This is a genomic window from Rhodococcus wratislaviensis, from assembly GCF_900455735.1.
GTDB lineage: Bacteria > Actinomycetota > Actinomycetes > Mycobacteriales > Mycobacteriaceae > Rhodococcus_F > Rhodococcus_F wratislaviensis.
The window spans coordinates 46900-62616 of sequence record NZ_UAUI01000022.1; the positions used below are offsets into that span (position 1 = coordinate 46900).

Consider the following 15717-nt stretch of genomic DNA (forward strand, 5'->3'; position numbering starts at 1 on the left):
GCGCGAACCGAGAACGAGTGCGGCTACTCTCCGTCGTCCGGATTCGGCTTCGGGGTCGTGGGTTTCGGGCTTTCCGCCGGGGCGGGCGGGGCCGGTGAGGCGGAGGGCGTGCGCTCGTCGGGTTTGGGTGGGGCCGCGGGTGCCTCACACTTGACGACCGGGACGGGGTCGTACCGGACGGTTCTGGTGTCCCGGGAGATTTCTTGGCCGGTGGCGTGGTCGGAGATCACCCGGGTGTCGCTGGCGGTGAATCCCGGTGCGCCGCTGGAGGCGATGCAGTGATCGCCGGCGGGCAGGGTGACCGTGTCGGGCTCCGTCGGCTTGGTCCGGTTGCCGGTGATCGACTCGACGTCGACCGACTTGGTTCCCCAGAACCGGATGGTCAGGTCCGAGGCGCCGCCGATGGCCTGGATCATCACACCCGTCTTGGCGGTGTTGCGGAACTGCAGGTCGATGGCACCTTCGAAGACGGTGGCCTCGCGCGCCTCGGGGTAACGCGAGATGTAGTACGAGTGCTCGGTGTGCGCGACGTCCTCCATGCCGGCGAAATATGCGGCGTTGTACAGCGTCGTCGCCACCTGGCTCACACCGCCGCCGACGGCGGTGTCCGGGCGGCCGTTGTTGATGATGCCCGACTCCACATATCCCTGAGCCGTGCCCCGCGGGCCGGTGTACCCGTTGAGGGAGAACGTGTCGCCCGGCTTGATCAGCGCCCCGTTGATCTCACTGGCGGCGAGCCGGATGTTGGTACCCGACGCCGCCGAGAAACCGCCGGTCGTGAACTCGCCGATCACTTCCTTCACACCGAGCGCCTGCGCTGCCTCCGTGGTGAGGGCGGGCGGGACGGGCCCGTACACCGCGGCGGTGGTGTGAGAACCGTTGCCGCGCAACAACTCGGGCAGCGTCTCCAACGTCTTGGGCCACTGCACCAGATCGCCGACGACCGCGGGGACGACCGTGGGCGATCCCCCGTCGAGCGTGATCGTCGCGTCCTTGGGCACGATCTCCGTCGAGACGAGTTGCGGCGCCAGGATGCCGGTCGCAGCCTCGATGTTGTAGGTGGGCTTCAACCCGCCGTTGCCGTCCGGTTCGAAGCCGACGATCGCACCGATCTGCTGCCGCGCCGCGGTCGCGACCTTGCCGTCGCGACCGGTGACCACCAGATCGGCGGAGGCAGCGGGCGTCGCCACCTCGTCGAGCGCCCTCTGGACGCCTTCCTTCGTCACCGTCACGGGCACGACGTCGACGGGCAGTTCCACCGGCCGGCCGAACGCCCATTCCTCGGTCAACGCCGCCTCGGCGCCCTCACCGTTCAGGTTCTGCCCGGTCGACGGGTCCACCGGCACCGGGGTCGGGCCCTCGAACACGACGGTCCCCTCGCGGGACGCACGATCGGTCTCACCGCGAAGACCGTCGACGGCGGAGGCCAGCGCGGCCTCGTCGCGGGTCGACACCACACCGATCTCGTCGGTCGTGAAGAACGAGGTGAGCCTCGTGAACGGGTTGAGCGGCTGCGAATGGGCCCGGTCGAGCGTGGCCTCCCAGTCGACACCGAGCCCGGCGGCCGACGGAACGAGTTGCGTCGACACGTCGCCGGCCCTCACCGTCAGCGGCTGATCGACGCGTGGGCCGACCTGCGCCTGCAACGTGGCCTCCGCCTCCTCGCGGGACGAACCGCCCACGTCGACGCCGGCCACGGTCACCCCGCGCGGGACCTTCCCGGAAGACACCGCGAGGTCCGCGGCGTAGGCGATGCCGATCAGGGCGATCACACCGCCGGTGACTGCTGCGATCTTCACCCAGGGAGCACGCGACGGAGCGGTCTGTTCTGCGGACGGCTCGGCGGGCGGGGAAGGTTCCGGTGCCGGCTGCGGCGGGACCTGCGCCGCGGCGGCCGGAGCCACCACGGTCGGGTCGTCGGCCGGTGGGGTGTACGCCTGCGTCGGCCCGGGAACGGGACCCGGCGGAATCGCGGGGATCACCTGAGTGACGTCCTCGTTCGCCGGCGGCTCCACCCACAACGGCGCGCCGGGAGCCTGCTCCTCGGAGCGTTCCCCCAGGTCACCGAGGTTCAGCTGCGTTGTCGGGGCATCGTCGGCACTCGGCTGTTGCGCCGGAGCCTCGGGAACGGAAGCGTCGGGAGCCGGAGCCTCGTCGGGAGCCGGGACCTCGTCCGGTTCCGGAGCGGGCGGATCGGCCACGGTCTCGGGTTCGACACTCTCGGGCGTCGCGGAAGGGTCCGGCGTCGACCGTTCGGGTGCCTTGCTCCCCTTGTCGCCGTCTTCGTCGTTCACCGTGGCCCTCTCACCGAGTTGTCCTTCGTGCGGGCCTCAGCTTGCCGTCGGTGCTCGTTGCATTTCAAGCGCGATCCGATCCGAGCGAGGCCCGGTCGAGACCCCCACGTCAGCGTACCGGCCGCCGGAAATGCAAGAGCCCCGCGCTGCTGCCAGGTCGGGGGTCAGGCAGCAACACGGGGCTGACAGGGATATCGCCAGCTAATCTCCAGCGTTACACCTGTCGGAAAAGATTTCGGGGATCCGGCCACCCCTCGTTGCCGGATCCCCGCTCGCACTGCGCGCACGCTGGCCTTTCCGGTCTCCCAGCTACCGGAAAGGCCAGTCGGATCACGCCTCTATGATTGCCGTCACACCCTGGCCGCCGGCGGCGCAAATCGAGATCAGGCCGCGGCCCGAGCCCTTCTCCGCCAGCATCTTGGCGAGCGAGGCGACGATGCGGCCGCCGGTCGCGGCGAACGGGTGGCCCGCCGCCAGCGAGGACCCGTTGACGTTCAGCTTGCTGCGGTCGATGGACCCCAGAGCACCGTCGAGACCCAGGCGTTCCTTGCAGTACTCGTCCGATTCGAACGCCTGCAGCGTCGCCAGCACGACGGACGCGAACGCCTCGTGGATCTCGTAGTAGTCGAAATCCTGCAGGGTGAGGCCATTGCGGGCCAGCAGGCGCGGGATGGCGTACGTCGGAGCCATCAGGAGCCCGTCCGTGCCGTGGATGTAGTCGACGGCCGCGGTCTCGGAGTCGACGAGATGCGCGAGCACCGGAAGCTTGCGCTCGGCGGCCCATTCGTCGGTGGACAGCAGGACCGCGGACGCGCCGTCGGTGAGCGGGGTGGAGTTACCCGCCGTCATCGTGGCGTCGCCCGCCTTCACCCCGAAGACCGGCCTGAGCTTGGCCAGCTTCTCGGCGCTGGAGTCGGGCCGCAGGTTGTCGTCGCGGGTGAGCCCGAGGAACGGCGTCACCAGGTCGTCGAAGAATCCGCGGTCGTAGGCGGCGGCCATGTTCTGGTGGCTGGCAGCGGCCAGTTCGTCCTGGTCCTCGCGGCGGACGCCGAATTCCTTTGCCGTGATGGCGGCGTGCTCGCCCATGGACAGCCCGGTGCGGGGCTCGCCGTTGCGGGGGATCTCGATGCCGAGCATGGACGGGCGGACGTTGCCGAGGAGCTTGATGCGGTCGCCGGTGCTCTTCGCGCGGTTCAGCGACAGCAGGAACTCGCGGAGTTCGTCGTTGACGCCGATCGGCGCGTCCGACGTGGTGTCGACGCCGCCGCCGACGCCCGCGTCGATGCGGCCGGCCGCGATCGCGTCACCGACGGCGACGATCGACTGCAGTCCGGTGCCGCACGCCTGCTGCAGGTCGAACGCCGGGGTGTACGGGCTCAGGGCGCTGCCGAGGACGCATTCGCGCATCAGGTTGAAGTCGCGGCTGTGCTTGAGCACGGCGCCGCCTGCGACGAGGCCCAGCTTCTCGCCCTGGAGGTTGAAGCGGCTCACCAGTCCGTCGAGGGTGGCGGTGAACATGTCCTGGTTGGACGCCTGCGCGTACTTCCGGTCGGAGCGGGCGAACGGAATGCGGTTTCCGCCGACGATCGCGACGGGACGCTGCTGCTTTCCGCGTGGCTTCGGCGCCGCTGCGGAGTTCGAATTGGTGCGAGCTTTGCTGGTCACTGACGTCTCCAAGGATCTGGTGCGATTACCTGTTGGCTACTATTCTTACTCAGGAGTAAGTTACTTGTCGACACCGCACTTCACCCGGTGCTCGGTGACTGACCGCCAAACGACGACAGAAGGTAGGACCGTGGCAGCCAGCAAGGGAGCTCCCGACCTCTATTCCCAGTTCCTCTCATCCGCACCCGGCGCGTTCATCGCCGCGAAAGCAGGACTGCCGCGACCCGAGAACCTGCGGCGATACAAGCACGGCGAACCGCCGCTCGCCGGTCCGGTCCTGATCGGCGGCAAGGGCCGTCTCGTCGAGCCGTTGCGCGAACTGCTGTCCGACTACCCCGCTGCGGGAGCGGGTGACGACAGCTACGGCGCATTGGTGTTCGACGCCACAGGCATCGGTTCGGTCACCGAGCTCGAGCAGCTGTTCGAGTTCTTCCAGCCGGTCGTCCGCAACCTCGCGCCGTCCGCGCGGGTCGTCGTCATCGGCACCACCCCCGAAGAGACGTCCGGCGTCGACGAGCACATCGCCCAGCGCGCGCTCGAGGGCTTCACCCGCAGCGTCGGCAAGGAGGTCAAGCGCGGCGCCACGGCTCAGCTCGTCTACGTCTCGCCGAAGGCGTCCGCCGGCCTGTCGGGTCTCGAATCCACGCTGCGCTTCCTGCTGTCGGCCAAGTCCGCGTTCGTCAGCGGCCAGGTCATCCGTGTCGGCGCCGAGGATTCCGTCGCACCCGCCGACTGGGACAAGCCGCTCGACGGGAAGGTCGCCATCGTCACCGGTGCGGCCCGCGGCATCGGCGCGACCATCGCCGAGGTCCTCTCCCGCGACGGCGCGCACGTCATCTGCGCCGACATTCCGGCCGCCGGTGAGGCGCTGTCGGAGACGGCCAACAAGGTCGGTGGCACGTCCCTCGCCCTGGACGTGACCGCGGACGACGCGGCCGACAAGCTCGCCGAGTTCGTCCTCGAACGGCACGGCGGCGCGGACATCATCGTCCACAACGCAGGCATCACCCGCGACAAGACCCTCGCCAACATGGACGAGGGCCGCTGGAACATGGTGATCGGCGTCAACCTTCTTGCGCCGCAGCGCATCACCGATGTCCTCGTCGCGAAGGGCGCCCTGAAGGAAGGCGGCCGCGTCATCGACGTCTCCTCCATCGCCGGCATCGCGGGCAACCGGGGCCAGACCAACTACGGCACCTCCAAGGCCGGTGTCATCGGGCTCGTGCAGGCCTCCGCACCGGTGCTCGCGACGAAGAAGATCACGATCAACGCCGTCGCACCGGGCTTCATCGAGACGGCGATGACCGCGGCGATCCCCTTCGCCACCCGCGAGGCCGGACGTCGCATGAGCTCCCTGCTGCAGGGCGGCGAGACCGTCGACGTCGCCGAGACCGTCGCCTACTTCGCGAGCCCCGCGTCCAACGCCGTCACCGGGCAGATCGTCCGTGTCTGCGGCCAGAGCCTGCTGGGCGCCTGATGTCCGGGAAGGTCGTGCAACTCACGGAGAAGCCGGGCACGCTCGACATCTACACCCGTGCCGTGCGCAGCGCGCTGCCGGTCATCGGCGCGAGCGGGCACAGCGCCCCGGACACGACGCTGGTCCTGAACGGGGTGCGGGTGGACCCCGACAACCTGGCGGCGTACGACCGGGTGACCGGGCTGCGGTTCGGCGACCACCTGCCGCTCACGTACCCGTTCACGCTGGTGTTCCCGGTCGTGATGAAGCTGATGGTGTCCGACGGTTTCCCCTTCCCCGCCATCGGTTCCGTGCACGCGGAGAACGTCATCGAGCAGTTCCGTCCCATCTCGGTGATCGAGCCCCTGGACGTGTCGGTGCACGCGGAGAATCTGCGCGAGCACCGCAAGGGACTCCTGATCGACGTGATCAGCGAGATCAGGGTCGGACGCGAATTGGTGTGGAAGCAGACGTCGACATTCCTGCGTCAGCAGAAGACGTCGCTGTCCGGTCAGCCGGGCCCCGAGCCCAAGGCCGAGGAGGAGCCGCCGCGTCCGCTGCGGACACTGCGGGTCGATCAGAAGACGATCGGCAAGTACGCCGCGGTCTCCGGTGACCGGAACCCGATTCACGTGTCGACGTTGGGCGCCAAGGCTTTCGGATTCCCCAGGACCATTGCGCACGGCATGTGGAGTGCGGCCGCCGTCCTCGGGACGGTCGAGGGCCGGATCCCGGACGCCGTCACGTACAGCGTGCGCTTCGGCAAGCCGATCCTGCTGCCGTCCACGCTGAACGTGTACGCCGATCAGACCGGCGACGGCTGGGATCTGTCGATCAAGCACCCGAAGAAGGGGTACCCGCACCTCACCGCGACGCTGCGCTGACGGGGACGAACGGGACGTTCGTTCGATCTGATCGAACGAACGTCCCGTTCACTCCGGCTTCTTCTTACCCGCGAGACCGCGCCACGCCAGGGATTCCAGCAGATCGGCGGCGGCGTCGACCTCGATCTCGCCGCCGGCGACGCGGTCGGCCACAGCCTCACCCGCACCGACCAGGGCGATGGCGATCAGTTCGAAATCCTGCCCCGGCTCGGGATCCTTGGTGCTGGACTCGAGCAGGTGCGCGGTCAGCTCGATCAGCCGGTCGCGGCTCGATTGCACCGACCCCACGAACGCCTGCTGCCCCATCGCCTGGCGATACAGCACCATCCACGACTTGCGGTGCTTGCCCACGAACCCGAGAAACCCCTCGAGGGCCCGGCGCAGCTGTTCGCGCGGGCTCAGCCCCGGATCGCCCGCCGGAGCGAGCGCCTCGACGAAGCGCAGACCTTCCCGCTGGATGCATGCCGCGAACAGTTCGTCCTTGGAGCCGTAGTACAGGTACAGCATCGGCTTGGAGATTTCCGCCTTGGCCGCGATCGCGTCCATGGACGTCTCGTGAAAACCTCTGTCGGAGAAGACGTCGACAGCAGCGTCGAGCATCTGCTGCTCGCGCACTGCGCGCGGCAGTCGCTTGGTGCCGCCGGCCATTCGTCCTCCATCATCGTCGAACCCGCTATCTTACTCTACGGTAATAAAGCGGGCCCGACCGGCGGACGAGAAGAATACCAGCACCCTGTCGCGGACCGCGCACTAGCAGGCCAGCACGCCCTTGGCTCGTGCGACGGTCAGCACCGCCTCGTCGACACGCTGCTGCGGCAGCTTGCCCGAGGCCACAACGCTTTCGAGGTGATCGAGGACCCGCGGGACGTCGTCGGTGGTGAGCCACAGGGCGACGTCGACACCGGATTCCAGCGCGGTCTCGACGGCGACCGTGATGTCGTAGCGGTCGGTGATCGCCTGCATGCCGCTGAGGTCGTCGGTGAAGATCGGGCCGGTGAACGGCGGAGCGCCGTATCCGGTGCCGCCGCGCAGCAGCGCCACGGCGTCGGGGCTGATGCTGGCGGGGATCCCGGGTGCGGTCAGACCCGGCACCTCGAGGTGGCCGAGCATGACGCCGACACCGGTGGACACCAGGTTCCGGAACGGGACGAGGTCCTTCGTCTGCAACTGCTCGAGCGGCGGGGTGGTGACGGCCCCGGTGTGCGAGTCGCCGGACGCCGATCCGTGGCCGGGGAAGTGCTTGATGACGGGCAGGATTCCCGCGTCCCGCATCCCGCGCGCGTAGGCGTCGGCGTAGCGGGTGACGACGGCGGGATCGTCGGAGTAGGAGCGGTCGCCGATGACGCTGTCGTCGGGCTGGCTGCTCACGTCCACGTCGGGGGCGAAGTTCACGGTGACACCGAGGTCCTTCAGTCCGCGACCGCGCTCGAGCGCCATCTGATACGTCTGCTCCTCCGTCATCGTGGCCGCGGTCTGCCGGGCGGACGGATCGGCTCCGAGCAGGTTCTCGACACGCGACACGCGCCCACCCTCCTCGTCGATCGTCACCATCAGGGGCAGCGACGACGCCGACGCCACCTGGGGAATCTCACGGTTCGCGAGCATGGCCTCGTCGGTCCAGCTCCCGACGAAGATGCCGCCGATCTGCTCGTCGCGGACCACCTGAGCCGCATCCGCGGTGCCGGTCACTCCCACGTTCAGCAGCTGAGCGAGCTTGCGCCGCAACGGCAACGACTGCAGGAACTCCGTCTCGCACGACGCCGGTGCGGCCGCGGGCGCTGCGGTGCCGGTGTGCGACGCCGGCTCGACCGAGGACGGCGACGGCGTCGCTGTCGCCGACGACGATTCCGCGACCGTCTCGCCACCACCCGACGAACACCCGGCGACGAGGCCGGTACAGGCAGCGAGCGCGAGTGCATACTTGATCCGCATGGGTTCGACGGTAGCCCAGTTCGCCACCGGCGCCCCCGTGGCAGGCCCCGAATCGGCGACCGCTGCCGCCCGTCTTGGTAATCTGGACACAGAGGAAACCCGTACTCAGGAGGTCGTAGTGCCCGGTGGTTTGATGTTGATCGCCTACGACGGATCCGACAACGCCAAGCGTGCGGTGGAGTGCGCAGGTCGTTTCCTCGCCTCCAATCGCGCTGTGCTGGTGACGGTGTGGGAGCCGATGGTCCGTCAGGCCGCGCGGATGTCGGGCCTGTCCGGTGTGATGCAACCCGAGTGGGTGCCCGACGAGGAGACCGAGGACGTCGCATTCTCCGACGCCAAGGTCACCAACGAAGAGGGCGTCCAACTCGCCGAGGCCGCTGGGCTCGCCACCGAGGGTCGCTGCATCGAGTGCACCAGCACGATCTGGACGGCCATCGTGGAGACGTCCGACGAACTCGCGGTCGACATCATCGTCACCGGAACCCGCGGCACCACCGGTCTGCGGTCGTTGCTGCAGAGCAGCGTCGCCGACCACGTGTTGCGCCACAGCCACCGCCCGGTGCTGATCGTGCCTCCCGGGAAGTAGTCCGGACGCCCGACTACTGTCGGGTGACCATGGACGGCTTCCTTCTCTCCCGCGCCGACCGGACGCTGCGTACGTCCGGTGTGCGGCACGGGTACGACACCGCGTCAGCCGCTGTCACGGCCCTCGCGAACGGTGGCACCGAACTGATCGTCGGAGCGCTGCCGTTCGATCCCGAACGTCCCGCCGCGCTGACCGCCCCGGAGTCGTGGGAGTTCACGGACGGCCCGTGGCGGCCCGGCAGCGTTCCCGACCTCCCGTCCGTACACCTCACGCGGGAAATCCCCGACCCCGCCGAGCACGTGGCCCGGGTGCGGTCCCTCGTCGACCGGCTGCGCGAGGGAACGCTCGGCAAGGTGGTGGCCGCCCGCAGCGTCACCCTCCGCGCGGACAATCCCATCTCGGCAGAAGCATTGGCCGCGAGAATGATTCACCAGAATCCCACCGCCAACGGGTTCGCCGTCGACCTCTCCGCGGCCGGCGAGAGCTTCCGCGGACGCAGCCTCGTCGGCGCCAGCCCCGAAGTGCTGCTCAGCCGACGCGGGCGACGCGTCACCTGCCGTCCCCTCGCCGGAACAGCCCCGCGTCGCGCCGATCCGGAGGCCGACGAGAAGGAAGGTCGCGGCCTCCTGGAGTCGACGAAGAACCTGGCCGAGCACGCGTTCGTCACGGCCTGGATCAGGGAGGTCCTGGCGCCGCTCTGCACCGAGCTGACCGTCCCGGATTCCCCGGTCCTGACCAGCACGCACGAGGTGTGGCATCTCGCGACCCCCATCGAAGGAGTGCTGCGCGACCCGTCGACCAGTGCTTTGAGCCTGGCCGCCCTGTTGCACCCGACCCCCGCCGTGTGCGGCACCCCCACCGACCTCGCCCTCGCGACCATCCGGGACGTCGAGGAGGATCGGCGGTTCTACGGCGGCGCCGTCGGATGGTGCGACGGCGACGGCGACGGCGACTGGGTGGTGGCCATCCGCTGCGCCGAGATCGCCGCGGACGGACTCGAGGCACTGGCGACGGCGGGCGGGGGCATCGTCGCCGAGTCCGACCCGGAGTCCGAACTCGACGAGACGACCACCAAACTGCGCACGCTACTCCGGGCGCTCGGGGTGCAGCAAAGCCCGTGAACTGCAGAAACAGTGGCCCACGAGCACCAATCAGCAGTTCGGCGGCCCGCGGGTGATACCTTGACCCGAGCAATTCGTACGCGGGAGTAGCCGTGTGCGTCGATGGCACGACGGTGGGAGATGTCTGATGGGGAAGTTCCTTGTGCCCGGTGTGGTCAGCGCCGTGGTCGGTGTCGCTCTCGGCACCGTGGCGACGCTCGGCATCACCGCAGCCGCACAGGACAACACGCGTCCCGAGATCGACCGCAGCGGCAACGCGGATTCCTCGCTCCTGAACCAGGTTGAGTACGGCAGCCGCTGAGAGCGCCGGCTCAACAAGTTTCCGCACTTCCCCCGAGTCGGCGGCCATGTCGTCCATGGCGCCCTCGGCGGAGCCTCTGTCACGGCGGTGGCTGTTCGGCGCCTCTGTCGTAGCGTTTCTTCTCGAATTCCTCCAAACCCCCGGCCGGCTCGCCGCTGACACCAAGTACGACCTGTCCCAGAATCCGATCGGATTCCTGGAACGGGCCGCGCATCAGTGGAGCAGCCAGGCCCCCATGGGCCAGGTGCAGAACCAGGCCTACGGTTACTTCTTCCCGCACGGCGCGTTCTTCGCGCTCGGTGACGTCCTGAGCGTCCCGCCATGGATCACCCAAAGGGTCTGGTGGGCCCTGCTCCTCGTCGCCGGTTTCTGGGGCATCGTCCGTCTCGCCGAAGCACTCGGCGTCGGCAGCCGCTCGTCCCGGATCATCGCCGGTGTCGCGTTCGCGTTCTCCCCCCGTGTCCTCACCACCCTGGGTTCGATCTCGTCGGAAACCCTCCCGATGATGCTGGCGCCGTGGGTCCTTCTGCCCGTGGTCGTCGCCCTCTCCCACGTGAGTGGCAAGGCGTCCCGGGACACACGGTGGCACTCACCTGCACGGTTGGCGGCCCAGTCGGCGCTGGCCGTCGCGTTGATGGGTGCGGTCAACGCCGTCGCGACCGTAGCCGCGTGCCTCGTCGCGGGTCTGTGGTGGATCGCGCACCGGCCGAACCGTCGGTGGTGGGTGTTCACCGCGTGGTGGTTCCCGTTCCTGACGCTGGCCACGTTGTGGTGGATCGTGCCGTTGCTGCTGCTCGGCAAGGTGAGCCCGCCGTTCCTCGACTACATCGAATCGTCCGGGGTGACCACGCAATGGACGTCCCTCGCCGAGATCCTCCGCGGCACCGACAGCTGGACGCCGTTCGTCTCCCCCGAGCGCATCGCAGGCGCGGTCCTCGTCACCCAGCCCGCCGCGGTCGCGGCGACCGGCCTGATCGCCGCCGCCGGTCTCGCCGGACTGTGCATGCGGTCGATGCCGGCCCGCGGGCGCCTCACTCTGATCCTGTTCGTCGGCGTCGCCGGACTCGCGGCCGGGTACATCGGCGAATTGGGCTCCCCGTTCGCCGAGCAGGTGCGACTGTTCCTCGACTCCGCCGGGGCACCCCTCCGGAACGTGCACAAACTCGAGCCGCTCGTTCGACTGCCCCTCGTGCTCGGGCTGGCGCACCTGCTGGCGAAGGTGCCGCTGCCCGGTTCCGTGCCGGTCGCCCGGTGGCGCAGCGCGTTCGCGCACCCCGAGCGTGAACCGATGGTCGCGGTGACCAGCCTGGTGCTGGTCGCCCTCACCCTGGCGACGTCGCTGGCGTGGACGGGCAAGCTGGCACCGCGGGGCACGTACTCCGAGGTCCCCGACTACTGGCAGCAGGCCGCCTCGTGGCTGCAGGACAACGCCGGGGGCGCCAGCCCCGACGGTTCCGACGCGGAGCGGGCGCTCGTGGTGCCCGGCGCACCGTTCGGCAGCCAGCTCTGGGGTCTGACCCGCGACGAGCCGATGCAGGCGCTGGCGTCCACGCCGTGGGCGTCCCGCGACGCCGTCCCGCTGACACCGCCCGGCACGATCCGGGCCATGGACTCGATCCAGCGGCTGATCACGGACGGCCGCCCCTCGGACGGCATGGCGCAGACCCTGCTCGGGCAGGGCATCCACTATCTCGTGCTCCGCAACGACCTCGACCCCGAGACGTCGCGGTCGACGCGCCCGCTGCTCGCGCACCAGGCGGTCACCGGCTCGCCCGGATTCACGCAGGTCGCGGAGTTCGGCGAGGACATCGGTCCCGGTGACGTCGACGGCCTGGTGATCGACAGCGACCTGCGGCCCCGGTACCCGGCGATCGAGATCTTCGAGGTGTCGATGCCGGACGGTTCGCCGACGACGAGCGGGCCGTACACCGCGACCCTCGACGGCATCCCCCGTGTGCAGGGCGGGCCGGAATCGCTGCAACGCCTGCGGGAGAACGGCGCCCTGCCCGGAGCCGGACCGGTGTTGCTGGCCGCGGACGCGAAGCGCGCCGGACTGCCGGTCGACGACGTCACCGTCACGGACACGCCCCGGAACCGGGAAACCGACTACGGCCAGGTCGACAATCACAGTTCGGCGCTGCGCACCCCGGACGACGCGCGCCGCACGTTCAATCTCGTCCCCGACTATCCGGTGGCGGACACCCCGCTCGTGGAGGGGCAGTGGGAGGGCGCGACGCTGAGCGTGTCGAGTGCGGCGTCCGACGCCACGCAACTCGGCGGCACCTCCCCCGCCAGCAGCGCCGCCGCGACCGTCGACGGCGACCCGGCGACGGGCTGGTTCAGCAACGGCATCGAGCGGGCGCTGGGCCAGTGGCTCCAGATCGACTTCGACACCCCGCTCACCAGCTCACTGCTGCACATCACGACGAGCCCGGCCGCGATCGGCGCCCCCGTCCGCTGGATGGAGGTGTCGACGCCCAACGGCAGCACCGCCGTGAAGGTGGACGCCCCGGGCAAACCGATCGCCGTGTCCGTACCCGGCGGCGTCACCCCGTGGGTGCGGATCACCGCTACTCGAACCGAGAACGGTTCCGCGGGAACACAGTTCGGCATCAGCGAGGTGTCGGTCGAGGACTTCTCCCAGCGTGACGCCCCGGTCACCGTGCCGATCCGGTACCGCACGGTGTTGCCTCCCACCCCCGAGGGCGCATCCGTCTCGGGCTGGGATCTCAGCCAGGAACTCCCCGGCCGCAACTCGTGCGCCGAGTCCCCGGACCGGGTGCGGTGCAGCAACGCCTTCATCCTGCCGCCCGAGGAGGTCGGCACGTTCGAGCGAACGTTGTCGGTGCCCGAACCCACCGCGGTCACGCCGCAACTCGTGCTGCGGGCACGGCACGGCGCACCGCTGGAAGAGCTTCTCACGCAAAGGGATCGGCCGTTCGCCCACGGGACCAGCAACATCACCGACCTTCGCGGGTCGGCGTTCGCCGCCACCGACAACGATCCGCGCACCAGTTGGTCGGCGAAGCAGGACACCACCGGCGGCAAGGGCGCGAAACCGACCCTCACGATCGACCTTCCCGAACCCACGCTGGTCACCGGCCTGCAACTGACACCCAGCCTGGGTGCCGTGCCCGCCGCCCCCGACCGGGTCGCCGTCGACCTCGGGAACGGACCGCAGGTGCGCGACGTCGACGAGGACGACGGGACCGTCACGGTCGAACCCCGGGTGACCGACCGGATCGTACTCAGCCTCGTGTCCTGGAAGAGCACCCTCGATCAGAACGCGCTGGGATTCGCGCAACTGCAGCCCGCGGGCCTCGCCGAGGTCGGGGTGCTGGGCGAGGACGGTGTCCTGCTGCCCGGGTCGGGTCCGGCCGAAGACGCCGGCGCCCGCGAGGTGACGGTGCCCTGCGAGGAGGGACCGGTCGTGTCGATCGGCGGGCAGCCGGTGCGCACGAGCGTCACGGCAACCGTCGGGCAAGTACTCTCCGGTGGCCCGGTTCCCGCGACCCTCTGCGACACGGCCGGCCCCGTTCCGCTTGGAGCCGGATCCCAGGACGTGACCGTCGACCCGGGGTCGGCGTTCTTCGTCGACAGTCTCCGCCTCGACGCCGGACCGCAGGCCCAGGCCGTTCCGACGGAGCAGGTGTCGACCACCGCGTGGACGGAGAACCATCGGGAACTCACGGTGCCGCGCTCGGACACGGAGCGGGTCGTCGTCGTCCCCGAGAGCACCAACGTCGGCTGGGTGGCCACCGCACCGGACGGCAGCGAGCTGACTCCGATCGTCGTGGACGGCTGGCAGCAGGGGTGGATCCTGCCCGCGGGAACCGAGGGGACGGTGACCCTCGACTTCCCCACCGACCACTGGTACCGCCTGGGGATCTTCGGCGGTCTGCTGCTGCTGATTCCGCTGATCGCCGCCGCATTGTGGCCGCGCCGCGGACGCGATCGCGATCCCGGCCCGGCACCCCGGACCTGGGGCAGCGCGACGGTCGGGTGGCTGGGAATCCTCGCTGCCGCCACCGTGATCGGTGGTCCCGTCGGCGCGGCGACGACGGTCGTGGTGACGCTGCTGGCCGTGACCCTCGTCCGGCTACGCGGAACCGCCACCGCCGCGCGCGTGCTGGTGGGTGTCGCCGGAGCGTCGACGATGCTCGGCATGGCGATGCTCTCCACCGGCCCGTGGCGCGCGCCCGGCGGGTACGTGGGGCACTCGTTCCTCGTTCAGTTCCCGCTGCTGCTGGCGCTCGTCGCCACCGGGCTGGCCGTGCTGCCACTCGGACGGTCGGCGCTCCTGGCGCGCGCCTCCCAGCGCTTGACGGCGCGACGAGCGGGTTCCTCCACCAACGCGTAGCTGGCCGACGCGACCGCGACGCTCATCACCGTCGTCAGGAAGAGGATGTAGACGAAGTGGCCGGTGAACGGAACGAGCCCGAACACCGGAAAGACGATCGACAGCACCGCGAGGTGCCAGATGAAGATGCCGTACGACCAGCGGCCCACGGCGAGAGCGAGCGGACTCGCGAGGTAGCGGTGGGTGGACGTGTCGGACAGCACCAGCGGGGCCATCAGCGCGAAGCTGATGACGGCGCCGAGCGCCATCTTGACGGCGTACTGCCACGGTTCGGGACGCACCAGCCCCTCCGGGCCGGCGAGGTCGGTCGCGGTGAGCGCGAATGCCACTGCGGCGACGAGAAACATCCGGACGCGATGATGCGCCCAGCGGTGCATCCGGCCGGGCGGACTCACCGCCAGTTCGGCGAGCAACATCCCGGCTCCGAACCAGGGCAGGTACCCGGGCAGCCAGTTGTCGTGATGAATGCCACCCGGCGTCGACACCGGGACGAATGCCCACGTCAGACTCACCGCGATCAACGCGAGAATCGCCGGAACCCGCAGCCGCGCAGCCGGACCCCGCAACCGGACCAGCGCGAACGCCAGCAACGGAAGCACCAGGTAGAAGGCCACCTCCACCGACAGGCTCCACATCTGGGTCAGACCGTCGGTGAGCGTAAGGGGCACGAACACCTGCACGAGACCGAGATTCGCCCACCACGTGCGGTAACTCGCGTTCGCGGTGGGCAGGAACGTCAACACCACCGCCACGGCGACCCAGTACGCGGGCAGGATGCGCGTCGCCCGCGAGATCCAGTACCGGACGATTCCCTGGGCGGAGCCCATCCCCCGCGCCGCCCCGGCATGGCTGCGCCACAACAGGAATCCGGACAGCGCGAAGAAGACCGCCACCGCCAGATCGAATCGTCCCCAGATGCGCCCGAGAACGGGCACGTGCGTCGAACCGGTCTGGAACGCGACGTGCGTCACGAGCACCCCCAGCGCCGCGAGACCGCGCATTCCCTCGAGTGCGGGAATGAAACTGCGCGGCGGTGCGGTCGTGCTCGTGGTGGTGGCCGAGGTGCTCATCACCAACAGTGTGCCTGGTCCGGGGGCTGTGACGGAAAACTCCGTTCG

10 protein-coding genes and 1 pseudogene are annotated in these 15717 nt (G+C 69.6%); 6 read left to right on the forward strand and 5 right to left on the reverse strand.

The genetic code is table 11. The annotated features are described in order from the left end of the window. Positions 1-23: 23 nt before the first annotated feature. On the reverse strand, positions 24-2294 hold the full coding sequence (locus tag DTA22_RS23000; protein ID WP_112301013.1) for a VanW family protein: 2271 nt from the start codon (positions 2292-2294) through the stop codon (positions 24-26). Positions 2295-2624: 330 nt separating this feature from the next. Continuing rightward, positions 2625-3959 carry an acetyl-CoA C-acetyltransferase gene (locus tag DTA22_RS23005; RefSeq protein WP_112301014.1) on the reverse strand — a complete coding sequence of 445 codons (1335 nt, stop codon included), beginning with the start codon at positions 3957-3959 and terminating at the stop codon, positions 2625-2627. 130 nt (positions 3960-4089) lie between these two features. Here DTA22_RS23005 and DTA22_RS23010 point away from each other — a divergent pair, with 130 nt between their 5' ends. Both DTA22_RS23010 and DTA22_RS23015 read left to right on the forward strand, forming a co-directional pair. Continuing rightward, positions 4090-5436: a 3-oxoacyl-ACP reductase gene (locus DTA22_RS23010; protein ID WP_112301015.1), complete on the forward strand. Its 1347-nt coding sequence runs from the start codon at positions 4090-4092 to the stop codon at positions 5434-5436. Next, positions 5436-6299, forward strand: a complete 864-nt coding sequence (locus DTA22_RS23015) for a MaoC/PaaZ C-terminal domain-containing protein (protein WP_112301016.1) — start codon at positions 5436-5438, stop codon at positions 6297-6299. Before DTA22_RS23010 ends, DTA22_RS23015 begins: the two co-directional genes overlap by 1 nt. A gap of 48 nt (positions 6300-6347) precedes the next feature. Here the strand turns inward: DTA22_RS23015 and DTA22_RS23020 are convergent, their stop codons facing one another. Continuing rightward, positions 6348-6947: a TetR/AcrR family transcriptional regulator gene (locus DTA22_RS23020; protein ID WP_005243713.1), complete on the reverse strand. Its 600-nt coding sequence runs from the start codon at positions 6945-6947 to the stop codon at positions 6348-6350. Between the two features lie 102 nt (positions 6948-7049). Further along, entirely contained in the window at positions 7050-8231 is a 1182-nt protein-coding gene (locus DTA22_RS23025) for a glycoside hydrolase family 3 N-terminal domain-containing protein (RefSeq protein ID WP_112301017.1), read from the reverse strand. 118 nt (positions 8232-8349) lie between these two features. Between DTA22_RS23025 and DTA22_RS23030 the strand changes: the two genes are divergently transcribed. From DTA22_RS23030 to DTA22_RS37070, 4 genes are all read left to right on the forward strand, one after another. Beyond that, positions 8350-8817: a universal stress protein gene (locus DTA22_RS23030; protein WP_005243718.1), complete on the forward strand. Its 468-nt coding sequence runs from the start codon at positions 8350-8352 to the stop codon at positions 8815-8817. 29 nt (positions 8818-8846) lie between these two features. Continuing rightward, on the forward strand, positions 8847-9938 hold the full coding sequence (locus DTA22_RS23035; RefSeq protein WP_112301344.1) for an isochorismate synthase: 1092 nt from the start codon (positions 8847-8849) through the stop codon (positions 9936-9938). Positions 9939-10065: 127 nt separating this feature from the next. Further along, positions 10066-10239 carry a DUF2613 domain-containing protein gene (locus DTA22_RS23040; protein ID WP_005258546.1) on the forward strand — a complete coding sequence of 58 codons (174 nt, stop codon included), beginning with the start codon at positions 10066-10068 and terminating at the stop codon, positions 10237-10239. A 46-nt stretch (positions 10240-10285) separates the two neighbouring features. Then, the gene (locus DTA22_RS37070; RefSeq protein ID WP_112301018.1) at positions 10286-14599 is read left to right on the forward strand and encodes an alpha-(1->3)-arabinofuranosyltransferase; all 4314 of its coding nucleotides are present in this window, start codon (positions 10286-10288) and stop codon (positions 14597-14599) included. Positions 14600-14622: 23 nt separating this feature from the next. Here the strand turns inward: DTA22_RS37070 and DTA22_RS23050 are convergent. Beyond that, positions 14623-15669, reverse strand: a pseudogene (locus DTA22_RS23050) (acyltransferase family protein); the annotation flags it as partial. Positions 15670-15717 lie beyond the last annotated feature (48 nt).